Annotated in this window: 24 protein-coding genes and 1 tRNA gene; 1 reads left to right on the top strand and 24 read right to left on the bottom strand. The window is 37.7% G+C overall.

Features of this window, described 5'->3' with window-relative positions; all coding sequences use genetic code 11:
- Positions 1-7: 7 nt before the first annotated feature.
- From minD to F3D3_RS09855, 21 genes are all read right to left on the bottom strand, one after another.
- Positions 8-805, bottom strand: coding sequence for a septum site-determining protein MinD (minD, locus tag F3D3_RS09955; protein ID WP_069873508.1), 798 nt, complete (start codon positions 803-805; stop codon positions 8-10).
- A 36-nt stretch (positions 806-841) separates the two neighbouring features.
- On the bottom strand, positions 842-1,588 hold the full coding sequence (gene minC / locus F3D3_RS09950; protein WP_069873506.1) for a septum site-determining protein MinC: 747 nt from the start codon (positions 1,586-1,588) through the stop codon (positions 842-844).
- A 92-nt stretch (positions 1,589-1,680) separates the two neighbouring features.
- Positions 1,681-4,530 (bottom strand): penicillin-binding transpeptidase domain-containing protein, encoded by a 2,850-nt coding sequence (locus F3D3_RS09945; RefSeq protein WP_069873504.1) that lies wholly within the window; start codon positions 4,528-4,530, stop codon positions 1,681-1,683.
- The gene (gene mreD, locus F3D3_RS09940; RefSeq protein WP_069873502.1) at positions 4,523-5,020 is read right to left on the bottom strand and encodes a rod shape-determining protein MreD; all 498 of its coding nucleotides are present in this window, start codon (positions 5,018-5,020) and stop codon (positions 4,523-4,525) included. The genes F3D3_RS09945 and mreD overlap by 8 nt, the downstream gene beginning before the upstream one ends.
- A complete protein-coding gene (gene mreC / locus F3D3_RS09935; RefSeq protein WP_069873500.1) occupies positions 5,021-5,941 on the bottom strand; it encodes a rod shape-determining protein MreC in 921 nt (306 codons plus the stop codon).
- A 17-nt stretch (positions 5,942-5,958) separates the two neighbouring features.
- Complete coding sequence (locus tag F3D3_RS09930) at positions 5,959-6,984, bottom strand: rod shape-determining protein (protein WP_069873499.1); 1,026 nt, start codon at positions 6,982-6,984, stop codon at positions 5,959-5,961.
- A gap of 38 nt (positions 6,985-7,022) precedes the next feature.
- Positions 7,023-7,697, bottom strand: a complete 675-nt coding sequence (gene radC / locus F3D3_RS09925; protein ID WP_069873496.1) for a DNA repair protein RadC — start codon at positions 7,695-7,697, stop codon at positions 7,023-7,025.
- Positions 7,698-7,700: 3 nt separating this feature from the next.
- Positions 7,701-8,288, bottom strand: a complete 588-nt coding sequence (locus F3D3_RS09920; protein ID WP_069873494.1) for a nucleoside triphosphate pyrophosphatase — start codon at positions 8,286-8,288, stop codon at positions 7,701-7,703.
- Entirely contained in the window at positions 8,285-8,533 is a 249-nt protein-coding gene (locus F3D3_RS09915) for a DUF4321 domain-containing protein (RefSeq protein ID WP_069873492.1), read from the bottom strand. The genes F3D3_RS09920 and F3D3_RS09915 overlap by 4 nt, the downstream gene beginning before the upstream one ends.
- Before the next feature lie 236 nt (positions 8,534-8,769).
- Positions 8,770-9,753 carry an RnfABCDGE type electron transport complex subunit B gene (locus F3D3_RS09910; protein WP_139132061.1) on the bottom strand — a complete coding sequence of 328 codons (984 nt, stop codon included), beginning with the start codon at positions 9,751-9,753 and terminating at the stop codon, positions 8,770-8,772.
- Between the two features lie 16 nt (positions 9,754-9,769).
- The gene (rsxA, locus tag F3D3_RS09905; protein ID WP_069873490.1) at positions 9,770-10,351 is read right to left on the bottom strand and encodes an electron transport complex subunit RsxA; all 582 of its coding nucleotides are present in this window, start codon (positions 10,349-10,351) and stop codon (positions 9,770-9,772) included.
- A 12-nt stretch (positions 10,352-10,363) separates the two neighbouring features.
- On the bottom strand, positions 10,364-10,957 hold the full coding sequence (gene rsxE / locus F3D3_RS09900) for an electron transport complex subunit RsxE (protein WP_069873489.1): 594 nt from the start codon (positions 10,955-10,957) through the stop codon (positions 10,364-10,366).
- Between the two features lie 11 nt (positions 10,958-10,968).
- On the bottom strand, positions 10,969-11,547 hold the full coding sequence (locus F3D3_RS09895) for an RnfABCDGE type electron transport complex subunit G (protein ID WP_069873487.1): 579 nt from the start codon (positions 11,545-11,547) through the stop codon (positions 10,969-10,971).
- Positions 11,547-12,482, bottom strand: coding sequence for an RnfABCDGE type electron transport complex subunit D (locus tag F3D3_RS09890; RefSeq protein WP_069873485.1), 936 nt, complete (start codon positions 12,480-12,482; stop codon positions 11,547-11,549). The genes F3D3_RS09895 and F3D3_RS09890 overlap by 1 nt, the downstream gene beginning before the upstream one ends.
- A 13-nt stretch (positions 12,483-12,495) precedes the next feature.
- Positions 12,496-13,809: an electron transport complex subunit RsxC gene (gene rsxC, locus F3D3_RS09885; protein ID WP_069873483.1), complete on the bottom strand. Its 1,314-nt coding sequence runs from the start codon at positions 13,807-13,809 to the stop codon at positions 12,496-12,498.
- Between the two features lie 432 nt (positions 13,810-14,241).
- Complete coding sequence (locus F3D3_RS09880; protein ID WP_069873481.1) at positions 14,242-14,604, bottom strand: response regulator; 363 nt, start codon at positions 14,602-14,604, stop codon at positions 14,242-14,244.
- A 320-nt stretch (positions 14,605-14,924) separates the two neighbouring features.
- A complete protein-coding gene (locus F3D3_RS09875; protein WP_069873479.1) occupies positions 14,925-15,179 on the bottom strand; it encodes an HPr family phosphocarrier protein in 255 nt (84 codons plus the stop codon).
- A 19-nt stretch (positions 15,180-15,198) separates the two neighbouring features.
- Positions 15,199-16,638, bottom strand: a complete 1,440-nt coding sequence (locus tag F3D3_RS09870; protein ID WP_069873477.1) for a 6-phospho-beta-glucosidase — start codon at positions 16,636-16,638, stop codon at positions 15,199-15,201.
- A gap of 73 nt (positions 16,639-16,711) precedes the next feature.
- A complete protein-coding gene (gene licT / locus F3D3_RS09865; protein ID WP_069873475.1) occupies positions 16,712-17,551 on the bottom strand; it encodes a BglG family transcription antiterminator LicT in 840 nt (279 codons plus the stop codon).
- A gap of 160 nt (positions 17,552-17,711) precedes the next feature.
- Positions 17,712-19,613, bottom strand: coding sequence for a beta-glucoside-specific PTS transporter subunit IIABC (locus F3D3_RS09860; RefSeq protein ID WP_069873473.1), 1,902 nt, complete (start codon positions 19,611-19,613; stop codon positions 17,712-17,714).
- A 70-nt stretch (positions 19,614-19,683) separates the two neighbouring features.
- On the bottom strand, positions 19,684-21,096 hold the full coding sequence (locus F3D3_RS09855) for a glycoside hydrolase family 1 protein (RefSeq protein WP_069873471.1): 1,413 nt from the start codon (positions 21,094-21,096) through the stop codon (positions 19,684-19,686).
- Between the two features lie 428 nt (positions 21,097-21,524).
- Between F3D3_RS09855 and F3D3_RS09850 the strand changes: the two genes are divergently transcribed.
- Positions 21,525-21,609, top strand: a tRNA-Leu gene (locus tag F3D3_RS09850).
- A gap of 93 nt (positions 21,610-21,702) precedes the next feature.
- On the opposite strand, the gene F3D3_RS09845 is transcribed toward F3D3_RS09850, so the two are convergent.
- The 3 genes from F3D3_RS09845 to polA all read right to left on the bottom strand — a co-directional run bounded on the left by F3D3_RS09845 (position 21,703) and on the right by polA (position 26,034).
- Positions 21,703-22,746, bottom strand: coding sequence for a nicotinate phosphoribosyltransferase (locus F3D3_RS09845; protein ID WP_069873469.1), 1,044 nt, complete (start codon positions 22,744-22,746; stop codon positions 21,703-21,705).
- 68 nt (positions 22,747-22,814) lie between these two features.
- The gene (coaE, locus tag F3D3_RS09840; RefSeq protein ID WP_084388936.1) at positions 22,815-23,417 is read right to left on the bottom strand and encodes a dephospho-CoA kinase; all 603 of its coding nucleotides are present in this window, start codon (positions 23,415-23,417) and stop codon (positions 22,815-22,817) included.
- Positions 23,407-26,034, bottom strand: a complete 2,628-nt coding sequence (polA, locus tag F3D3_RS09835) for a DNA polymerase I (protein WP_175438340.1) — start codon at positions 26,032-26,034, stop codon at positions 23,407-23,409. Before polA ends, coaE begins: the two co-directional genes overlap by 11 nt.
- Positions 26,035-26,071: the final 37 nt, after the last annotated feature.

Raw genomic sequence — 26,071 nt, 5'->3', positions numbered from 1 at the left:
CCCCTCCTTACTTTCCAAATGAGAATGCTCTTTTTAATTTTTCAAAAAAGTTTTCTTGAACGTCAAATTGTAAAAATGGGACTTCTTCTCCAATAATTCTCTTTGCAACATTTTTGAAAGCCGTTCCTGAAAGCGAATTGTTTTTAAAGACGGTAGGTTCACCTCTGTTGGTACTCATGACAACTTCTTCATCGTCAGGGACAACGCCGATAAGTTCTATAGCAAGTATATCTTCAATATCTTCAACAGTCATCATTTCACCGCGTTTGACCATATCTACTCTAAGTCTGTTGACAATCAATCTAGGATCATGAACTTCAGCAGCTTCCAAAAGTCCAATAATTCGATCCGCATCTCTAACAGCAGATACTTCTGGAGTCGTTACAACGATTGCACGATCTGCACCTGCGATGGCATTTTTAAACCCTTGTTCAATACCTGCTGGGCAGTCAACGATGACAAAATCAAAAGTTTTCTTCAAATCATCGATGAGTTCTTTCATTTGTGCTGGCGTAACAGAATTTTTATCTTTAGTCTGTGCCGCTGGTAAAAGACATAAATTATCAAACCTTTTGTCTTTTATCAATGCTTGTTTTGCGCGACAAACACCTGTTACAACATCTACTATATCGTATACAATTCTATTTTCTAATCCTAAAACAATATCTAAGTTTCGAAGACCGATATCTGCATCAATAACACAGACTTTCTTACCTTCTAGTGCAAGCGCTGCACCAATATTCGCAGTAGTCGTTGTTTTACCAACGCCACCTTTACCAGAAGTAATAACGATTGATTCTCCCATATATAACCCTCCAAATCTAGTTTAAGATCCTAACCCTTAATGACACTTCTCTATTTTAATGAGACCTTCACTGACATAAGCCTTTTCTGGAATCATGCTATAAGCAGATTCATCATCATTCGGTGGTACCGAAATGAATTTTGAAATTCTTATTTGTGTGGGTTTGAGTATATTCGAAATAACGATCGCCTCATCATTACCCGCAGAACCAGCATGCACAAAACCTAGCAATTTGCCCATAACCACCACATTGCCCTCTGCAACAATTTCTGCCCCAGGATTTACATCTCCTATAACAATAACATTACCTGGAAATTCCACACTTCTACCCGATCTTAGAGTGCCATAGACGAATTTGGTATCGCATTTCACATTAGGCGTCAGATTGCTGTTATTAATCGTTTGAACAATCTCCTCAGCAACCCGTTTAGGGACCTCGGGCTTTTCTTCAAACTCTTGTACTTCCACTTTTGGGGTTTCCATTTTATCCAGATCAGCTTCATTGACGATAATAGATGGTTTCTGACGTTTCTTTTGATCATCATAAGGTTCTAAACTTTCAACATAAAGGCCTGCTTCAAGAATAACATCTTCAATAGCAGATTTTTGTTTATAACTATAAACCACACCATTCAAACCAATGATTCTTGTCCCTTTATAAAAATCACCTTTTTTGACGAGAAGCTGTTTTAAATAAATCAATACTTTATCAAAATCAGCATTTTCGTCTACAACCATAAATAGACCATTTAATTTGCCTTTAAATTCGACAGGGCCTTTCATAAATATCTATCACCACCAGACTATATCAACTTATATTTTATAGCATTTTAACATTTACTTCAATAAATTAAATAAAATATATGCCTATTCCCTTATTTTTCTGGTTCTTCAGGCACTGATAATTTAAAATAATCTGCAAAAACATCTCGCGCAACAGGGGCACCGTACGCACCATGGCCCCCTTGAGGAATTACGACCACCACTGCGAGTTCAGGATCGTCAAAAGGGGCAAAAGAAACAAACCAAGAATAGTTATCATAAGGCAATCTATATTGGTTGATTTCTTCATCCGTTAACATATCACCAGAAAGCTCTTTAATAGCAGCTCTCATGGCATCTCCTTTATTGAGATAATCTCTCGCAATGAGCAAATTGAGCTTTTCTTCTTTTTCAAGTCTGATCGCTTCATCGGTTTCTTCATCTTTTGATTTTTCGAGTTTTGAAAGTTCTTCACTTCTCTCTTTAATGATTTCAATGGTTCGATTTTCAACATCTGCTAGCTCAAGACGCGGTGCAAAGGCTGACAAATACTCAGATAAATATTGAATTTCATCCAGTGGTGGAATTAAACCTTCCTTTTCAGCCGTTCCGGTCTTCGCAGCAACATCAATTGGGAATGTGCCAAATATCTTTCGAGCTGTCCCTTCAGAACCTTTGGAAACTCTCAACATGCCCTCTTGCAAGATATCAATATACCCATGAGTATCAAAGGAAACTTGTTCCTCTCGATTTTTAACAATACTTTCGTCGCCCACTTTTTTAACAACAGATAATTCTTTCAAATACCCGCCGTTGGCAAGCGCTGCAATATACCTTGCCATTTGAACTGGCGTATAGGTATGATCTCCCTGTCCTATGGAAAGGTTGAGTGTATCCCCTTCATACCATTTCATTAAATTAAAATAATCATATTTGATGATATCTGCCAATTTTTCAGTAACATAGTAATCTGAATTTGCACCCATATCAATCAATTTTTGAATGATATCACCTCTAGAGGGATTTTCATCCGCCCACGATACAATTTCATCTATTACTGCCTGCAATTTTTCTGGATCTTTCGAAATATCATCTGAAAAATAATTTTTAGAAATATTTTTCAGATGACGGCTCAACAGAATTTTAATCGTTCTTTTTTTCTTATCCGGATCTGGAATACCAAAAGAAGATTCGCCAATTTCTATACCTGTGGGTTCATCCAATCCGAATTTTTTAGATTCGTCCACAATAATTTGTGGTGTAATCGTGTAATTTAAAGGTTTGTTTTTATAAAAATCCTTTCCTGTGGCAACATCAAAAAAATAGTAGTTACAGGAAACCTCAATTGCTCTAAGCATGTCAACCAATCCATGCCTTGCTCTGTAATCATTCCACATCCAACAAGCATATCTTTGATTTCCAACTTCTACATAGCCGTTATCATATAATTTTAGATACGGATCTAGACCTTGCTCCATGGCTGCGAATCCAGTGATCATTTTATAGATGGAACCTGGTTGTGTAGCCATCATTGTTGCCGTGTTAAACAGTGGCCGAGCTGCAAGAGGATTTCTCGTGTTGACTGGGTTTAAAGAATTCCAATCCTCTTGACTAATGCCCGTTGAAAACAAATTGATATCATAAGAAGGGTAACTTGCCATGGCAAGAATTTCTCCAGTATTGACATTGACAGCAACTGCGGCACCTGTTTCAGCCTGTGGAAATGCGTCACCATAATCATAGTCTCCCCACGGACTTTCAAATTTACCACCTTTTTGAATTCCTTTTAAAGCTTTCTCTAGGCTTGCTTCTAAAGTCTTCTGCAAACTGAGATCAATTGTCAAATAAATTTCATCTCCAGAAGTAGCGTTTTTAGCTTCAAGACCATAAGCTTTCTCATCTACATCTTGTACATACTTCCCATAGACATCTACTTCAATGTATTTATAACCATTTTCGCCATGCAAATCAAGTTCATAGTTGCCTTCGATGCCAACTTTTCCAATCACTTGATTTGGGTTGTATTTGTTTTGAGTCACAAATTTTGAGGTTTCTGATTCCGTTGATATTTTCCCCATATAACCCAATATATGAGCTGCAGTTGAACCGTTTGGATAAGTTCTTATGGATTCGTATGAAACTGATGTCCCAGGAAACTCAAATCCTTTTTCTTGAATTTTCACAGTCGTTTCATGCTTAATAGAAGGCGCAATAACAATAGGTTCATACTTATAATAGCCTTTTTCCTTTATGGCATGCCTAAACACCAAAACTTTATAAGCATCCTCATCGGGCAATTCAGCCGAAATTTTAAAATCCGTTCGTTTTCTGATGCGCTCAAATGCCTCTTTTGCAGTGGCGCCCTCATCAACCCCATACATTTTTAAAAACGTACTCTTATATATTTCATCCAAAAATTTCATTTTAGAAGTTGAAATTGGCACGTATTTCCCTTGATTGTATAAGATTTTAAAAGCTTCATAATCACTTAAGCTTGTGTCCAAATAATTTCGACTTCTAACTTCTCTAAAAATATCAGCAGCGGTCATACTTTGATCATAGCCGTTGACTTCTTTCCACTTTTTAATGTTATCGTCATAAACATATCGATATTCCCCATTTTTAAATATAATAGGAAACTCAATATGGCTTTCCTCAGCCTCTTCTAAAAAATCATATAACCCGATCGCATAAGTGGTAAAATCCTCTGCTGGAATAACACCGCTATTGAGCTTTAAAACAAATCCAACATTGCTCGTCGCTAAAACTTCACCATTTCGATCGTATATATCGCCTCTTTTGGCATAGGTTTCAATCTGCTTAATGCGGTTATTAATAGACTTACTATAGTACATTTCACCGTCAACTATCGTGAGCATATAGAGCCTATAACCCAGTAGCGAAAAGACAATGACGAAAAAAATTATAATTTGATTTTTTCGATTAAAAATAAGCTTAAGCATTAAAATCACCTAATTTATACCCGTTTAATTTCTTGAAGATCACTGCATAAAAAATCAACCCTAAAATACTATTGTAAACAATCTCGGTTGCTATTTTTACAATTAAAAGCGAAAGTGGAATGGTAGATTGTAGGAAAAACATCATTATATAAAAAACCATGTGATAAAAAATCGTTCCAAATGCAATTAAAAAAACTGGCGTTAAAAAATTGCCTTTAAACATCACACGTTCAAGTCGAATGATAAGAAATACAATCAAAATATAAATTAAAATATTGATCCCAAGAATTTTTCCAAGGAAAATATCCTGTAACGCCCCATAAGTCACCACATAAACATAGGCATGTTTATCCGAGACCAGCGCTACAAAAACAATAGATAAAATAATACAAAAATTAGGCAACGCATCATTTATTCTAAAAATTTGAAATATTGTACTCATCAATATAAAGTTTGCTAGGCCAATTAAGATTACATATCGGTATTTCATCTATTCATTCACTCCGTCTGTTTCGGTAGTTTCAGGGGGTTCAGTCTGTTCAGGGGGTTCAGTCTGTTCAGGGGGTTCAGTCTGTTCAGTAGTTTCAGTCTGTTCATGATAAGGAATGATCATAACTTTATTGATCTTTTTAAAATTAACGGCTGGAACGACTTTTATTTTTTTCAAAAACAAATCTTTATCATCCATTACTTCGTAAATTCTTCCAATTAAAATTCCTTTTGGGTACATCCCTAATCCCGATGTGACAATATAATCATTTACATTGACAACTGCTTTAGGATCATATAATTCACCAACAAGTTCATAATTTGAAGTTCCATTTAATATACCATCATAATCATCTGTAACCCTTAGCATTTCAAACCCTACCGCAGATTTGTGATCAATAATAGATATAACTTTGGACCAATTGTCACCGACTTCATATACCAGTCCCACAAGACCACTGCCGTTGATCACCGTACTATTCTTTTTGATTCCTTGATTAGAACCCGCATCAATGGTAAACATATTAAACCAATTGCCAATGTCCTTTGAAGTCACATTACACGCCACATAGTCCTCTATCCCAAATCGATTGATATAATTCATTGATTGACTCAAATCCTCAAGTTCTTTGAGTTCTTTCTGCTGAAGTGTCAAAGTCACGATTTGCTCTTTTAAACTTTCATTTTCAAGCGTTAAATCTTCATTCAAAGTCTTGTAGTTTAGAACATTAATAATAGGCTCTGTCTTCTCATCTACAAAATTTCCGATTCCACTCAGAAATCTTTGTATAGGAGAAAGAACAGTGCCTAACTGACTTTCTATAAAAGTTATGCGTTCTCTGCCGCCAAAAGAAATTGCCATCAGAACGAGTAGAATGATGCCCATTAAAACAACAATCACTTTTTTATATCGTTCATTCATGAGATCACCAATATGGATTAAAGAGATCTAGAGGATATAAAAACTTCTTTTAACTCATTAAAACTTTCAACTGCCTTGCTTGTACCAATTGCAACACAATCTAAAGGATTTTCAGCAATTCTAACAGGCATTCCCGTTTCTTTTTTGATAAGTTTATCCAAATCCGTAAGGAGTGCACCGCCACCAGCCAAAACAATACCAGATTGATAGATATCAGATGCAAGTTCAGGTGGTGTCTTTTCAAGGGTTGATTTAACACCTTCAACGATTGCTTGAATGGGTTCTCTAATCGCTTCGTATATTTCACTTGAATGCAAAATCAAAGTATTCGGAAGTCCTGTTACTAAATTTCTACCCGTTACTTCTATTGTGCGTTCAATTGCAGGAATAAGCGCACAGGCTATACTCATTTTTATATTTTCAGCAGTTCTTTCACCAATCATTAAACTGTATTTTTTACGCACATAATTGATAATGGAGTCATCAAGCTCATCTCCGGCAATTCTAATAGACCGACTTGTAACAATGCCCCCTAGAGAAATAACGGCAATTTCAGTTGTACCACCGCCGATATCCACGATCATACTGCCCGTTGGTTCAGTGATTGGAAGGTCCGCGCCAATAGCTGCAGCCATTGGTTCTTCTATCAAGAAAGCATCTTTTGCACCAGCAGATAATGATGCCTCATAAACGGCTCTCTTTTCAACTTCAGTAACTTGTGATGGAATTCCCACAACGACTTTAGCACCTGTAAGAAAATTCATATTGGGAACCGCTTTATTGATAAAGTATCTGATCATTTTTTGTGTAATATCAAAATCTGCAATAACACCATCTTTAAGAGGTCGTATCGCTCTGATCTGCCCAGGTGTTTTACCAATCATGTCCTTTGCTTCTTTACCTACTGCCAGCACTTGCCCTTTGTCATTAATGGCAACAACAGAAGACTCTCTAACGACAATCCCTTTGCCTTTAACACATACTAAAGTATTTGCTGTCCCTAAATCAATTCCTAACTGCTTATAAAATAATCCAAATCTCATTTTTAAATTTCCTTTCACATTTCATAATTTCAGCGCAATTACAATTGATCATTTTCTTTAAAGCTATAATAAGTTTCATGCCCAATGATGATATGATCAATTAAATTTATTCCTACTATTCTGCCCGCTTCTTTAAGTCTCAATGTAATATTCAAATCTTCTTGACTCGGCGATACATGTCCCGAGGGATGATTGTGAACAGCAATGATTGCAGCAGCATTTTTTTTAATCGCTTTATTGAAAACTTCTCTTGGATGTACAATTGAAGCATTTAAACTTCCAACAGAAATAATTTCCCATTTAATGATTTCGTTTTTAGTATTCAAAAGCACCACTATAAATTTTTCAACCTTTTCATGCCCAATTTCACTTTTAAAAAAAGTATAAATCGTATCAGGTGAAGTCACTTTTGTCTTCGATTTGAAATTTGACCTTTGTATGCGACGTCCAAGCTCCAAACTGGATAAAATCTGACAAGCTTTAGAAGGACCAATGCCCTCAATCTCGCAAAGTTCTTCTAAAGATAATTGGTTTAAATCTGAAAAATCCACTGTGCACCGCTCTATGAGTTTGTGTGCAATGTCAATGGCGGATTTTTTAGCCGTACCCGTTCTGAGTATAATGGCGATTAGTTCTGCGTTAGACAGCGCTTGCTCACCATACATCATCATTTTCTCTCTTGGTCTTTCTTCCAAAGGCAATTCCTTAATCATATGCTATAGCCCCTCTTTCGTCAATAGATTTATTCGAAAATCATCGATCATGATCTGATTTAACTTTGAGAGCGGCAATCCCATCACACTGAAATAATCCCCTTGTATCTGATTTACTAATAAAGCGCCTTGCCCTTGAATTGCATAAGCACCTGCTTTATCCAGTGGCTCACCCGTTTCAATATATGCATTAATCTCAGCTTCACTTAAGTCTTTAAAATCAACTTTTGTCTTCACATAATCTACACGCTTAATTTTTTGGGACTCACAGATCACTGCAATTCCGGTATAAACATCATGTGTCTTTCCACTGAGTTTTCGCAACATCCTATAGGCTTCCGCTTTATCTTCTGGTTTTCCCAAAACTTCATTGAGATAGACAATTGTGTCACTCCCAATGATAATCGCATCTGGTTCTAGCTGAGCCACTTGATAGGTTTTTTCAAAGGATAAACCCATGACGATTTGTTCTGGTTTTTCGTAAAATGTGGTTTTTTCATCCATACTACTAGGCATTATTTCAAAGGAGACTTTTAACATCTCTAATAATTCAGAACGCCTAGGTGATGAAGAAGCTAATATGAGCCTCATAATTTTCTGTATAATATAAAGGCTAAGACTATGCCAATTATACCCGATATATTTAGAGTCAGCTTAAACCCAAAAGTAAGTGTTATAACACTTAAATCTAATAAAAACGGCTCAACGCCTATAGCTTTTCCATAATTTAAAATGGGGAAAACATCACCTAATGCTGATCCGATGATACTTCCAATTATTGCACCTGTCAATATTAACAGAAGTAGAATTAAACCATCATTACTTTTAACTTTCATAGTCACCTCTAGTATACCATATTTTTACATTTGTATCTAGCATATTTCTATTTTAGTTTAGCATTATGTGAAAATAAATACAAGATAAATGCCCACTTATAAAAATGACTTTTATTAAATATTCAATGATTTAAGATCATATCCGTTAACCCTTAAAAGTCATATTTTGCCCATAAAATAAGCTGACTCATTTGCGAGCCAGCTTATTATTCATTTCGATGAGGTCCTATAGATGTCTATTTCATTTCAATAGCATCCTTCGGACATTTTGCTTCACAAACACCACAGCCAATACACTTGGACTGATCAATTTCGTGTACTTTTTTAAGTTCACCTGTGATCGCATCCACTGGGCAATTTTTGGCACAAATTGTACAGCCGATACATTTATCATCAATAATAGATGCCTTTTTACGCTTTGATAAATCGCCTTCAATTGCTTTTGTTGGGCATTTTTCAACACATACCATACAGTTTGTACATTTGTCATAATCGATAACCGCTAAATTGTTAACCACATGAATCGCATCAAAAGGACAATTCTTTTCACAAATGCCACATGCGATACAAGCGACACTACAGTTTTTCTTAACCATAGGGCCTTTATCTTTATTGTTACAATCCACCACTGTAAGCTGACCATATGGCACAAGCGTAATCACATCTTTTGGACAGGCATCAATACATTTATTACATGCTGTACATTTTTCTGGATCTACTTCTGCAAGGCCCTTGCTATTGATATGAATCGCATCGAAAGGACATACCTGAACACAGGTACCAAGCCCCATACAACCATATAGACAACTTTTAGGTCCGCCGTTTAACATGTTTGCAGCGACACAACTATCAAAACCTTCATAATCGAATCTATTAGAACACTTATCTTCATCACCTTTACAAAGCACCTTTGCTACTTGCTTTATAGAGTCTCCTGCATCAAGTCCCATGATACTTGCAATGTTTTTAGCACATTCAGCACCACCTACAGGACAACCATTCACAGGTGCAATGCCTTTGACGACTGCATTTGAAAAGCCATCACAACCTGGGTAACCACAAGCACCGCAGTTTGCACCTGGAACCACTTCTCTTACAGCGACAACTCTTGGATCAATCTCAACAGCAAATTTTTGGGAGGCAAATGCAAGCCCTATTCCAAATAAAAGCCCCATAACGCCCAATATACCTGCGGCAACTAATATACTCATTATATCCATTGTCATTCACCCTTTCCTAAACCAAACCCGTAAACCCTAAAAAGGCAATTGACATTAAACTTGCTGTTATTAATGCAACTGGGAACCCTTTAAAAGGCAACGGTACGTCTGAAATTTCGATTTTTTCTCTAATCCCTGCAAACAGTACAATTGCTAAAGAAAAACCGATAGCGGCAAAAAACGAATGGACAACAGTTTGAATTAAACCAAATTTGTACTGAATGTTTAAAAGTGCAAGTCCAAGAACCGCACAATTCGTTGTAATCAGTGGTAAGAATACACCCAGTGCTTGATAAAGTGTTGGACTCATCTTCTGCAAAACGATCTCAACAAATTGTACAAGTGATGCAATTACCAAAATAAAAGCCACTGTTTGTAAATACTCATAGTGTAGTGGCACTAAAATAAAATATTGCACAAAGTAGGTCAATATCCCAGCTAAGGTCATAACGAATGTCACCGCCATACCCATACCAAAAGCCGTCTCAACTTGCTTAGAAACCCCTAAAAATGGACAGATTCCTAAAAATCTTGAAAGGACAAAGTTGTTCACTAGGATCGCACTGACCATTATGACAAATAAACTTGCATGTTCCATGACAACCCCTCCTTATCTCGCCTTTTTCATTTGCACTTGATTATAAATTGCAAGTAATATTCCAAGTGCTAAGAAAGCACCAGGAGGCAATATCATAATTAATGCTGGTTTATAAGCCGCCCCGAAAATGGTTAATCCAAAGATACTTCCATTTCCAAATAATTCCCTAACACTCCCTAATACAGTCAAAGCAAGCGTAAAGCCTAAGCCCATGCCTAAACCATCTAACATTGAATCTGCTACACCATTTTTAGATGCAAAAGATTCTGCTCTTGCTAAAATAATACAGTTAACGACGATCAACGGAATAAATAGACCCAGCGAATTGAATAATGCGGGTACAAAACCCTCCATAAGCATCCCCACTATTGAAACAAACGTAGCAATCGTAACAACAAATGCAGGAATCCTCACTTTAGCAGGAATCACATTTCTGAGCAGTGAGATCGCCATATTGGAACAAACAAGAACCGCTGTTGTCGCAAGTCCCATACCCACACCATTAATCGATGACGTTGTCACTGCAAGTGTTGGACACATGCCCAACAACTGAACAAATATTGGGTTTTCTTTAAACAACCCATTTGTAAAATTTTTAATATTCATCTAAATCCCCCCTAGTTTCCCATGATAAAGTGGTATGCGTCAATAGATGCATTAACGCCACTAGTGATTGCAGCTGAAGAGATTGTCGCGCCCGTAATCGCTTGAATATCTGTTTCAGTTGGATTTGACTTTGCCACACCGATTGGTCCCGATGCAGATTTACCATTATATTGTTCGTAATAAGCAGGTTCTTTTGCTCGGGCGCCAAGACCTGGAGTCTCTTGATGGTTTCCCATTCTCATCCCCGTAACGGTGCCTTCTACATCAATGCCGGTTACAACTTCAACAGCACCACCAAATCCAGTGGGTAGTGATTTAAATACATAACCGACAATGTTGTGATCCGCATCATACCCAATGTAACCTTCTGCTACTGATGTGAATTTTTCGCTGATTTCTTTGTTTTGAGCTTTATCTAAATCTTCAAAGGTCGTTGCAACAGGCAGAACCGCTGCCTTAGCAGCATCATTTGCAAGTTGACGTTGCATCGCAATTTGATCTTTTGTCACTTCATTTGTCATGGCAAGTGCAAATGCCGCCACAGCACATATAACCAATAGAATAAGACCCGTTTTTATTATATCTCTCATTATTTTGCACCTCCAAAGACTCGAGGTTGAGTGTATTTATCAATCAACGGTGCCGCCACATTCATCAGTAGAATTGAATAAGACACCCCTTCAGGATAACCACCATATAAACGAATAACCGTTGTTAACAGACCACACCCAACAGCATAAATAATTTGACCTTTAACCGTTATTGGAGACGAGGCATAATCTGTCGCCATGAACACAGCTCCGAGGACTAAACCACCTGCTAAAACACTAAAAAGTGTATATTGAAGATCAAATCCCCCAAGTAAAAAGGTGAGCACAGCAACAGTTCCCATATAAAAGAGCGGAATTCTGACACTAATGACTTGTCTATAGACGAGATAAGCGCCACCAATGAGTAGTAAAAGTGCTGAAGTCTCGCCAATACAACCGCCAATACGCCCTATAAGTGCATCTGTCATGCTTGGCAATTGAACCTCTAAGCCCTCTTTGATGATGCCAAGAGGTGTCGCCGTCGTTACAGCATCCGCTTTAACCGCTACCCAAGTGGTCATTTGAACTGGCCAAGATGCAACGAGCATTGCTCTAGCAGCAAGTGCAGGGTTCATCCAGTTGTGCCCTAGGCCACCAAAGGCTTGTTTAACGATGCCAATTGCAAAAACACTCCCGACAACAGGAATCCAAATGGGCACTGTTGATGGCAAATTCATGCCTAATAATAACCCTGTTACAACTGCACTGAAATCTGTCACCGTTACAGTTACTTTTCTAACCTTTTGTACAGCAAATTCTGTAAGCATTGCTGATGCCACAGAAACAATCAATATAACCAAGGCACTCATACCAAAGTTATATACACCATATGCCGCTGCAGGCAAAAGTGCAATTGCCACATCCCTCATTATTTTTTGAGTCGTATCATTTGAACGAATATGAGGTGATGAAGAGACTTTTAATCTTGCTTCCATATCTAATCCTCCCCTATTTTTTCTTTCTTGCGATAATTTCTCGCTTCGCCACTCTAATAGATGCCAAAAGCGGTCTCTTAGATGGACAAACAAATGAACACGATCCACATTCTATACAATCAAGCGCTTTAAAAGAAGCTGCCTTATCGTAGTTGTGTAAAAGTGCATAAGCACTGATTTGAATGGGTTCTAAAAACGCTGGACAAGTACTGACACATTTTCCACATTTTATACATGCTGATGGTTCTGGTATTTTTGCCTCTTCAGGTGTGAAACATAAAATGCCAGAGGTGTTCTTCATTGCAGGCAAATCATCTGTCATTTGAGCAACACCCATCATTGGTCCACCTAATAGAATCTTTTCAGGTGTTCCGTTGAAGCCGCCACAAAACTGAATAAGCTCTCTTAAAGAAGTCCCCATTTTAAATCGAATATTTTTAGGCGTCTTAATGGCCCCACCTGTGACTGTACAGATTCTTTCAATTAAAGGCATCCCAGTCGTAAAGACATTTGCGATCGTAGCCGCAGTTGCCACATTGTTCACAACAACACCTACATCCATTGGCAAGCCACCAGAGGGCACTTCTTTACCTGTACATGCAAATATAAGTTGCTTTTCAGCACCTTGAGGATATTTTGTTTTCAAACCTACGACTTTAACAGGAGTGCCTTTTGCTGCTGTTGTCATCGTCTCAATGGCATCCGGTTTATTGCTTTCAATCCCAATAACACCATTAGATACATTTAAGGCTTTCATTAAAATTTGAAGCCCTAAAACGACCTTTTGGGGTTCTTCAAGCATTAACCGATGATCACAAGTTAAATACGGTTCACATTCAGCACCATTTAAAACGACTGTGTCGATCGTCTTTTCTGGTGGTGGTGAAAGCTTAACATGTGTCGGGAAGCCTGCGCCGCCCATGCCAACAAGACCCGCATCTTTTATGATGTCGATGATCTCCTTGCCTGATAATGTGTTGTAATCCGCCTTTGGTTTTACAGATTCATGATTTTCGTTTTTCATATCATTTTCAATGATGATACAAACATCGAAACCATATGCTGTAAACCGTTTTTTGACATCAAGTACCGTTCCCGATACCGAACTGTGAATGTTTGCAGATACAAACGATCCTGCTTTTCCAATTAATTGACCAACTTTGACCAGTTCCCCTTTTTCTACCACAGGTTCACATGGTGCTCCAATGTGTTGTCTTAGTGGAATTTCTACTATCTTAGGTTCTAAATAATCAACGATTGGTAAATGCTCCGTCAACTTTTTAGAATGCGGTGGGTGTATGCCACCTTTGAAGGATAGAAGACCCATATAATCTCACCCCTTAACAAAGATTTGTGTTACTCATTACTAATAAATATTACATTTTATTAATAAAGAAATTATACAGTATACAATTTCTTTCATAACCAATAACAATTTTACTATAAATCAGTATGAAGGTCAATGCCTCAACTATTGAAATTACTTATATCAGAAAATTCGAAAGTTAATTTTTTAGCAATCATGTCCCGCACAGTTGCGCTCTGGTTTCAGTACAGTTATACAAGCTGCATCCATTAAACTATTAGAAATCTCAATAGTTGGGACAATTTCTATCAGTATATCTTATTCTATTTTAAAAAACTGCACTTATATTTTAAAAATTATAACAAAATCTAACGCCTAATCCTTGATACAAAAAAAATCGATCAACAATCTCTAAGATTATCAATCGACTCCATTTATGTTTTACCCTAACCTCTATCCAATTAATTTTTGAACTTCAGCAATTACTTTTTCAGCAACAAACGGTTTTACAATAAAGCCCCTTGCACCCGCTTTAACAGAATCAATGACCATACCCTCTTGACCCATAGCACTACACATTAAAACTTTTGCATCTGGAAACTTAGCGGTGATCATTTTAACACCTTCAATGCCATTGACATCAGGCATAGTGATATCCATTGTGACGAGATCTGGTTTAAATTCTTTATATTTATTAAACGCTTCTTCGCCGTTACCAGCTTCAGCCACGATCTCATATCCAGCCTTTTGTAAAATATCACTCATCAATTTTCTCATAAACATAGCATCATCAACGATTAAAATTCTTTTGCCCATTTTTATGCCCCTCTCTCGATCTATTCAAATCAGTATTTTAAAAAATTAGTACTTTATGCCCATTTTTTTAAAACAAATTCATTATATCCATTATGATGCGTAAATACAATACCCTTTGTCGAATTTCTCCTCGTCCATTATATGCCCTATTTTTGATTCAATAAACGTTTCAGTCAATAAAAAAGGGAAATTGGTCCGTAATAGTTCATCATTCGGGCAAAGAAAAAGCAGACTAATGGCAAGCATTTAACCCGTAATCTGCTTTTCTTAACCGTTTGGGGTGGCTATTTGTCAACAGCGCCACAATAGGTTTTAACGACTTACTTTTGTTTAAAAAAAGATTCTATGCTTGAAGCAACCGTACTTTCATCGTCACCAGAGATTTCTATTGTGAGAACATCATTATAACTGATGCCTAGGGACATTAGACTCAGTATACTCTTGGGATTGCCTTCGGATGAATCCTTTCTAATGATGATTTCTGATTTTGAGGGTTGACACAGTTTCACTAATTCTGATGCAGGTCTTGCGTGTATGCCCTCTTTAAAAAGACATGTTGCTGTTAACTTTTTCATGATATCCTCCAGACGTCAATTATAAAATTGTACCATTTGATTTAATTACATTTTTATACCACTCGAAACTCTTTTTCTTTGTTCTCTTAAGCGTTCCAACACCTTCATTGTCTTTATCCACGTAGATAAAGCCATATCTTTTTTTCATTTCACCTGTTGAAGCACTCACAAGGTCAATGCAGCCCCATGTGGTATATCCCATAAGTTCAACACCATCTTCAACAACGGCATCTCTCATTGCCTTAATATGTGCTCTCAGGTATTCTATGCGATAGTCATCTTCTACATAGCCCTTTTCATCAGGCTCATCCACTGCCCCTAAACCATTTTCCACAATAAAAAGCGGTTTTTGATATCGATCATAAAGTGTATTCAGCGTTGTTCTCAAACCGATGGGATCAATTTGCCAGCCCCATTCACTTGCCTTTAAATACGGATTTTTAAGACTCGCAAAGACATTGCCTTCTGTTTGAGCAGATACTTTTGGATCAGCACTTGTAAGTCTGGAAGCATAATAACTAAAAGAGATAAAATCCACCGTATTTTCTTTTAAAATTTCAAGATCATCAGGCTCAATATTCAAGCTTATACCCGCGTTTTCCATCATTTTAAGCGCATAATTAGGATAGGAACCCCTCGACTGAACATCTATAAAAAAATAATTCTCACGGTCTTTTGTCAAAGCTTTAAAGACATCTTCTGGAGCACAAGTATTCGCATATGTTACGCCAGCCGCTAACATACACCCTATTTTGAAATTTGGATTTATCCTTTTCGCAATTTTAGTTGCAAGCGCACTCGCCACTAACTGATGATGAGCAGCTTGATACTTGACGCTCAAAACGTCGTCACCTTCATCAAAGAGCAAACCCGCGCCTATAAAAGGTAGATGTAGCAACATATTAATTTCATTAAAAGTCAACCAATATGTCACCTTATCTTTATAACGGTCAAAGAGGACTTCACAAAGTCTTTCATAATGACCAATCATTTCTCGGCTTCTCCAAGAACCAATTGTTTTAACCAAATGAATTGGAACGTCAAAGTGCGTGATGGTTACCAGAGGTTCTATGTCATACTTCAGGCACTCATCAAAAACAGCATCATAAAATTTTAATCCAGCCTCATTAGGCTTTTCATCGTCTCCGTTTGGAAATATTCTCGTCCATGAAATCGATAATCTAAAGGTTTTAAAACCCATTTCTGCGAAAAGTGCAATATCTTCTTTATACTTATGATAAAAATCAATCGCTTCGTGACTTGGATACTGATGTGAGTCGTCACAAGTGAGCATTTTTAAATTGCCAAGCATAACGGGAAAGCGGTCTTCACCAGCAGGGATGACATCCACTGTGGATAGCCCTTTACCCGCTTCAAGGTAAGCACCTTCACACTGATTCGCAGCAGTTGCACCGCCCCATAAAAAATCTTTTGGAAATGGTTTGTTTTCAATTTTCATTTTTTTCTCCTCGCTTTAAAATGCTTCTCTTTCAAGCATCTTTATCAATACAATATAAAGACCTTCATCACCACTATTTTCTACTGCTCTGAATCACTTTTTCTATATGAACGATTAGATAAGTTAGTTCTGCTTTGCTCACTTCAAAATCGTGTTTTTCAAGTGCATATTTTTTAATTTTTAGAGCACATTCATAAGCATTTGGATATTGCGCTGAAACAATACTAAAAAGCTGCTCTTCCTCAACAGAATCCTTAACGCTGTTTAAGATTCTCTGTGCAAAAAATTTAAGATGTGTTACCAACCGCTGATAATATAACGAATCTTCATCTAGTTCGATCCCATAATGATATTTTATGATGTTGAGCTCATCTTGTAGTATCTTGATCAGTGCCACTGCATTAGGCATTTCTTGATCCAATTCTGCGTTGACAATATGCATGGCAATGGATGCGGCTTCATCTAATGGAAATTCTACCCCTAATCGCAACTTAATGATGTCAAGGGCTTCAATGCCAGCCTTATACTCTGCTTTATAAAATCGTCTGATTTCCCAGACCATTGGATTGCTGATTGCGAATCCTTTTTTTAGCCTTTCCATAGCGAAATGAATATGATCTGTAAGTGTTAAGTAAATATTTTCATTTAATTTCTTGTTTAAAATACGCTGAGTTGCAACCACAATTTCTTCTGAGAGCTCAACATATTCCAGCGGAATTTCACTGATTAGATCTTGCAGTTTTTTTGAAACTTCCTTGCTCTCCATCCTGAAGACGCGTTCAATTTTTTCTTGTTCAAGAACATCCCCAACTCTTTTTTTAAAAGCCAATCCCAATCCTGTTATGACAATATCTTCTGAATCATGGCCAACAGCAATCACCGCATTGTTATTTAATATCTTCTTAATTTTCATGCAACCACCTTTTCATCTCCACGTTAAGTCGTTAGAAATTACTCAATCCCCTATCACCATTGTTATTTATTGGATGATATTAAAAATCATGAGTTGAGGTATTCCCCCAGCTCATGATAGAACCCCCATAACAAAGGCTCTTAATTGCGTTGTTTTAAGATTAGATAAGTACCATCAAAGCCTCGTTCATGACAATATTTTTGCCGACTTCAAATGCAAGATCTGCATAATGATCCGAATTCGTAACCACGACTGGCGTCAACATAGAATAGCCCTCAGCCTTAATCGCATCAATATCAAATTCCAAAAGAACATCTCCTTTTTTTACGCGATCGCCCTGATTTACCAACGCATTAAAGTGTTTGCCGTCCAGTTTAACCGTGTCCATGCCCACGTGAATTAATATTTCTATTCCAGAATCTGATTTTATACCAATCGCATGTTTCGTTTTGAATAAAGTCACAATTTCACCATCTACAGGAGAAACCAGTTTGCCTTCTGACGGTAAAATAGCCACACCATTGCCAAGTGCCCCTGTTGAAAAAGCAGCATCTTCTATATCTGAAAGCGCCATTACAGAACCACTTAAAGGACTTATCACAACATTTTCTTTCATGATGTCATTTGTGAGCGCTGAATTTGACTCTGATTTCACGTCTTCTTTATAAGTGATCATCGTGAGTACAAAGCCAATTGCCATTGCAATAACAACTGCGGTTATTGCCCCAATCATCCCACCAATTTCATTCGTAGCTGGGTTAATATACGATGGGAAACCAAATACACCAAGTCCACCTAACATAAATGTTTTCAAACCCGTTAATCCAATAATACCGCCTCCAATGGCAGCTGCGATACATGAAATCCAAAATGGTTTTTTACGCGGTAATGTGATCCCGTAGATCGCAGGTTCAGTTACACCGAAAAACCCTGAAATGATTGCTGGGATACTAAGGGAACGAAGCTTCTCATCCTTTGTTTTAAGAGCAATCGCCATAACGACAGCTGTTTGTGCAAAGGAAGCCGTAAAGACAAGCGCCAAAATATAGTCATAGCCTAAACTACCAAAGTTGAGAAACGCCAAAGGAACGACACCCCAATGCAATCCAAATATAACCAATATTTGCCATATAGCGCCTAAGAATACACCTGCAATAATCGGGCTAAACGCATACGCACTACTTGTAACAATACCTATTGCAGAAGTCAATATAGATGCAATAGGGCCTACAATTAAGAATGTAAGGGGGGCACACACCATTAAAGTGAACATGGGCACTAAAAATGTTTTTACGACATCAGGAATTATATTTTTAAAGAACTTTTCGACTTTTGAAGCCATGTACACTGCTAACACAATCGGCACAACCGATGAGGCGTACCCTGCCATTGGTATTGTGATTGGAAGCCCGAAGAAAGTCGCGTAGACATTTGAGGCAAATTGAGTTCCCGCAAACATGGTGGATATCGCTTCTCCAGATGCCATGGCAGTAACGTCGTTGATGTACATAAGTGATGCGCCTAAAGCCATCCCAGTAAACTGATTCACTTTAAATTTCTTAGCTGCAGTAAAACCTAAAAAGATAGGCATATAGTGAAAAAAGCCATCTGCTACAGAATATAGAATTTGATACACGCCACTCGCTGGCGATAAAATTTTAAAAAATACAAATAGTGCTAAAAACCCTTTAATCATACCTGTTGCTGCCAATACGCCTAAAGCAGGTTGAAATATGCCTGAAATAGTATCTATAAAGGCTGCACCAGGACTCATTTTTTTATGTTCACTTTCATCATTGGTTTCTGAAGAAAAACCGCCTAATTTTGTGACCACTTCATAAACATCTGGTACGTGATTCCCAATGACCACTTGGTATTGACCCCCACTTTGCATGACCGTAACGATTCCGTCTGTACCCTTTAATAAATCTGTATTTGCTTTACGCTCATCTTTGAGCTTAAATCTCAATCGTGTAATACAATGTGTAACGCTGATCACATTAGACTTTCCGCCGACATTATTAATAATTATTTTTGCTAAAGCATCATATTTACTTGCCATAATAATCCTCCAAATTTGATATTCGGTTAGGGTGTCAAAAGTCAGTTTCGCATTAACCCTATTTTTCCCCTTATTTTTTTAAAATGCCACCCTGTGTCGCAATAACTTCTTTATACCAGTAAAAAGATTTTTTCTTATAGCGTTCTAAAGTGCCTGACCCGTCATCATGTCGATCCACATATATAAAGCCATATCTCTTCTTAAGCTCTGCTGTAGAGGCACTTACAAGATCTATGCACCCCCATGATGTGTAGCCCATAATTTCAACACCGTCCTCTATGGCTTCGCCGACTTGAACGAGGTGATCGTTGAGATATTGAATGCGATAATCATCATTAACCGTCTTATGATCATGTGCATCTGTTATGAGTTCATCCACTGCGCCAAGACCATTTTCTACGATAAAGAGCGGTTTCTGATATCGGTCATAAAGTGTGTTTAAAACATATCTAAGACCCAATGGATCTATTTGCCAGCCCCATTCACTTGCCTTTAAGTATGGGTTTTTCACACCTGGAAAGATATTGCCTGCCCCAAGCGCTTTTGTTTCTTCACTGGTCTCACAAATACTCATATAGTAACTGAAAGAGATAAAATCAACTGTATTTCGAAGCAACGCTTCATCGCCATCTTCCATATGAATCACAACATCATTCTCTTTGAATAACCGTTTTGCATAAGAAGGATAATACCCTCTTACATAAATATCACTAAACAAAAGATTACTTCTATCCAGTTCAAGTGTTTTCATGACATCTTCAGGTTTGGGTGTCATCGGGTATACTGGCATCGCCAAAACCATACAACCGATCTGCATGCTCGGATTAATTTCATGTGCTATTTTAGTGGCAAGTGCGCTTGCCACCAGTTCGTGATGAATCGCTTGGTATAAATCTTGTTTTGATAACGCTTCCTTAGGTGTTATAATACCACCACTCATAAAGGGCGCATGTAATATGGAATTGATCTCATTAAAAGTTAACCAATATTTGACTTTATCTTTGTATCTGTCAAAAAGTGTTGTCACATAACGCTCATAAAAATCAATCATTTTTCGATTTTTCCACCCGTCATAGACTTTGGCTAAATGAAGCGGCGTTTCATAATGCGAAATCGTCACTAGGGGTTCAATTTTATACTTTAAACATTCATCAAAAACATCATCATAAAACTTTAATCCCTTTTCATTTGGTGTTAATTCATCTCCAAGTGGAAAGATTCTCGTCCATGCGATTGAAATTCTAAAAACTTTAAACCCCATTTCTGCAAGTAATTTTATATCTGCTTTGTAACGGTGATAAAAATCAATGCCCACCAGTTTCATATTGTCTTCTGTGGGGCCTTCCGTCACAGGTCCAAAACCCCCTTTTGGGGTCACATCTTGCACACTTAAGCCTTTGCCATCTTCATTATAGGCGCCTTCCATTTGATTTGCTGCCGTCGCACCACCCCAAAGAAAGTTTTCTGGAAATCTATTTTTCATGGCCACCTCCTGTAATCAAAATTATGAATTTGGATCTATTACTTGTTCGGCCGAACAATATCGTGTTCTGTAACGCTTTTGTGATAAAAAAAAGACCAAAAAGTTGCGCTATGGTTTTATCCATAAACAACTATTTTGGTCTTGCCTGCGTCATCAGTCACAATCCATCATTTATATTAAGATCTTTGTATCAATATCGTAACATAAGACTTATTCTTCGTCAAATGTTTTTGTATTTTTTTGAGTGCACACTTAATAGGCAATTTCATTTTACTTTTTAAAATGTTGTTATATTCAGACAATTTACATAGCCATTGAAATGATTGACTTTCAACTTCACATCTCCTTTACCCTTTGAAAATACAAATTTTTTTCATTTTTCCTATTGACTTGTATATGTAATGTCACTATAATGAATAAAGTAACGTGCGGATGTGGTGGAACGGCAGACACGCTATCTTGAGGGGGTAGTGAGCAATGCTCGTGCGGGTTCAAATCCCGCCATCCGCACCAATTGAAACAAGGGCCTTGAAATTGCAAGGCTCTTGTTTTGTTATAAAAAACAAAGGCTGTCTCAATATTCATATTGAAACAGCCTTTTTCCTATTACTTAAAATCTCTTATGCGCTTCAATTTCGGGTTTTCAACCATACCTGGGATCCTGCCGCGTTTTGCAACCGCTTTCCCGTTGACCATTTTGATATCCATCGTCATATCAATTGGCGATGCTGCCGAAATGTAACTGCCTACGCCAAAGGAATCGGCTCCAGCAGCACTCAGTAGTTTAATTTTTTCAGGATACAAGCCACCTGATACAAAAATCTTAACGTCTTTAAAACCTTCAAGATCAAGTTTAGCTCTCATCTCTTTTACCAAACCTACAGTTACACCCCCTCTTTCACTTGGGGTGTCTAGCCTAATGCCATAGAGCTTCCCGTTAAGGCCTCTTGCAATTCTTATAGCTTCTTCTACTTCATCCTTAAAAGTATCTACTAAGACGATCCGATTATGCTCTGGCGCTGCGATTTCATCGTATTTTTTTGCAACCGTTAATGTATCTCCCGCAATGAGCATTGCACTGTGCGGCACTGTCCCCGATGGTTTGATGTCACTGAGTAGTGCTGCTAAAATACAACTTGCACCACCTGCACCACCGATAACCGCCGCTCTCTCCATAACTGGGGCCACAGCAGGATGTACATGTCTTGCGCCAAAGCACAAGAAAAACTTATCCCCACAAGCTTCCTTAACCTCTCTAGAAGCGGTGGCCCATCCAGAACTGCTTGCCAACATGCCTAGAATCGTCGTTTCAAATATAGCGAAATCACTGTATTTCCCCTTGATCCTAATCACGGTATCTTTTTCAGCGAACGATTCGCCTTCAGAAATAGCATCTATCTGCAAATTTTTTCCTTCTAGCAATGCTAGAACTTCTGCTATTCCAACAAAAACACCTGGCTTTCGTGGAAATATTTCTGCGATTACTTCTGCATCTGCAAGTTCAAGTGCGTTAAGAATATCCAAAGTTCTTAAAAAATAGACATCAGTTGTTAACCCATTAACGATCTCGTCATGTGTTGCTGAAAACAACTTACGATCTTCTGCAATTTGGATATTATCTATATCTGCTAAACTTTTCATTTCATTCATACTGGATTACCTTCCTAAAAATTAGTCAATTTCATTATAAACAATTAAACTCTTCAAGGCAACTTTCGTTATTTTTTTATCGAATTTAACAGTGCTACTACGCTTTTTTCCAAAGATTCTAGCGCCCCCTCATTTTCAATCACTCTTGTTGCAAGTTTTGCCTTCTCAGCAAGTGACATCTGAGCCTTTATCTTTAAAATGGCATAAGCCTCATCCACATGATCCCGTTTGCAGATGCGCTCAATGCGAATAGCATCACTTGCATTAATAACCCAAACTTCATCATAGTCATCCGCTCTGCCATTTTCAAAGAGCAATGGCACATCTACAAAGATCAACTGATGTGCCTCTGATAAACGATTAATTTCACTCTTAATAGCTTCATAAACGGCTGGATGAACGATTGCATTAAGCTTTTGACGCTCTAAGGCATTATTGAAAATCATTTCACCTAAATAGGTTCTGTTGATCTGTCCCTCTTCTAATAAAATTTGAGTTCCAAAAGCCTCAACTACTTTTTTATAGGCCATTGTTCCTTTTTCAAGAATTTGTCTTGATATGACGTCCGCATCTACCACGGGATACCCCAGTTTCTTAATAATGCTTGAAGCGGCACTTTTGCCACTCCCTATCCCCCCTGTGATCCCCACGAGCATTTTTTTACTTTGCATCGTACCAACTCTCTCCTGTATTCATATCTACTTTCAGAGGGACCAGAAGTTCATATGCAGACTCCATGCTCTCTTTGAGTAACACTTTTACTTTTTCCAGTTCATCAAACGGTACATTGAGAATCAGTTCATCGTGCACCTGTAAGATCAATTTGGACTTGAGCTGCTCCACTTCCAGACGTTCAAAAACTTTAATCATCGCTATCTTGATGATATCTGCCGCGGACCCTTGAATTGGCGTATTCCTTGCAGTTCTCTCAGCTGCAGATCTAAGCATAAAATTACTATTCGATATATCCGCTATATCACGTCTTCTGCCGAGAAGGGTTTCAACATAGCCCTCTTGCTTACAAACCTCAATGACATGATCCATAAAGCCTTGAACATTTGGATAACTTATAAAATAATTTTCAATATAAGTCTTAGCATCTTTCCGTGAAATGCCTAAGCTCTCTCCTAGCCCAAAGTCCCCCATCCCGTAGACGATTCCGAAATTCACTTCTTTTGCATGGCTCCGCTGTAATGAGGTGACTTCTGCTTCTTCTATGCCAAAAACTTGTGAAGCCGTTTTCGTATGAATGTCCAAGTTTTGTGTGAACGCTTCAATTAAATTAGGATCTTTTGATAAATGCGCCAATACTCTGAGCTCGATTTGCGAATAGTCTGCACCCAGTAAAATACACCCTTCATCTGGAATAAAAAACTTTCTAATTTTGCGTCCCATAGGCAATCTGATGGGTATGTTTTGAAGATTGGGTTCCGTGGAACTCAATCGACCTGTAACGGCAATCGTTTGATTTAAAGAGGTATGAACCCTCCCCGTGACAGGATTGATCGCAGCTCTAAGACCATCAATATAGGTTGATTTTAATTTGGTATATGTTCTGTATTCAATTATTTCAGATACAATGGCATGTTTAGATGCGAGTTTTTCGAGAATGTCATGTGATGTAGAATAACCCGTCTTTGTCTTCTTAATCGACGTCAAACCCAATTTTTCAAACAGTATAACACCTAATTGCTTTGGCGAATTGATATTGAAGGCTTCGCCTGATTGCACATATATTTCTTTTTCAATTTCTGCGATTTGTCCAGTGAGCAACTCATCGATGTGGTCTATTGCTTTACAATCCACGTTAAATCCAGTGAATTCAATATCCGATAGTATTTTCACAAGAGGCACTTCAACTTCATCAAAGAGCTTCTTAAAATGATTTAATGCCAGCTTTTCATCCAGTTTTTCTGCTAAAATATCGATGCCAATAACTAGACCTCGAGCATACTGGTGAAGGTCCACTATATCCAATTGATCTGGCGTTATCTTTTTAGCACCTTTGCCCAAAGTTTCTTCTTCGGATGCAATCTTAAGGGTTGCCTGTTCAAAGACGAGTTCACTTAGATCATAACCCCTTCTACTGGGTTCAATGAGATAGGCTGCAATATACCCATCAAATTTGACGCCTTTTAAATCAACGCCTTTTTGCATTAGAAAAAGATACTCATTCTTTACATCAAAGCCTATTTTATAAATTTTCTCATCTTCAAAAATAGCAGTCATTTTTTCAAGTACCACGACATCATCAACGATACAAATCTGATCTTTCACCTTGAAAACTGCACAAATTAGAGCATCATTTCTCAAATCCACTTTATTGTAAATCATTTTAAATGCAAATGTCTTTTCAATTTCAATTAATTTTATAAGCGCATCCACATCTATCATTTCAATTTCTGATCTGTGCTCAACGACCTCAGTTTTAACTTTTAAACGACTTAATAAACCGTTCATTTCATACTGCTTAAAAAGATTTATGGCAGTTTCAGTGTCCGGCTCTTTTAATTTAAACATTTCTGTATCAAGTTCAACAGGCACATTGATCATAATGGTCGCTAGTCGCTTTGAGAGCATTGCTTGATCTGCAAAGTCAATCACCAATTCTCTCCATCTCTTGTTGCTCACTTGCTCGACGTTCATGATCAAATTCTCAACAGTGCCAAATTCAGAAAGAAGCTTCGCTGCTGTTTTGGGCCCCACGCTTGGAATTCCAGGAATATTATCCGACGCATCACCACTGAGCCCTTTATAATCGATCACGTGATGAGCATCTACGCCCAGTTCCTCTATAATATCTTCATTTTTATATTCTTTGAGCTGTGTAATCCCCTTCTTCGTAATGTGCACATGTATATGCGTTCTGACCAGTTGTAAGGCATCTTTATCGCCTGTTATAACATGTGCCTCTATATCACGGTCTGCAAAGTAATGTGCAATCGTACCGATTAAATCATCCGCCTCGTAGCCTGATAATTCTACTCTAGGTATTTTTAAAGCATCTAATATGTCCTTGACAATGGGCATTTGCATCGCAAGTTCATTTGGCATTCCCTTTCGAGTGCCTTTATATTGCGCGTAAGTTTTATGTCTAAAGGTGGGCCCCTTCATATCAAAAGCGACACAAAAATAATCTGGCTCAAATTCATCTATTAAGCCAAATATCATGGTCGTAAGACCGAGTGCGCCACCTGTATAAACCCCTTTACTGGTTTTAAGCTCTGACATTGCAAAAAATGCTCTATTAATTAAGCTATTCCCATCTACTATTACGATCCGGTTCATAGTCATCTCCTTGATTTTAGTCATATAGCTTATTATA

The sequence above is a fragment of the Fusibacter sp. 3D3 genome, from assembly GCF_001748365.1.
Classification (GTDB): domain Bacteria; phylum Bacillota; class Clostridia; order Peptostreptococcales; family Acidaminobacteraceae; genus Fusibacter_A.
This window is presented reverse-complemented; position numbering and strand designations above follow the sequence as displayed.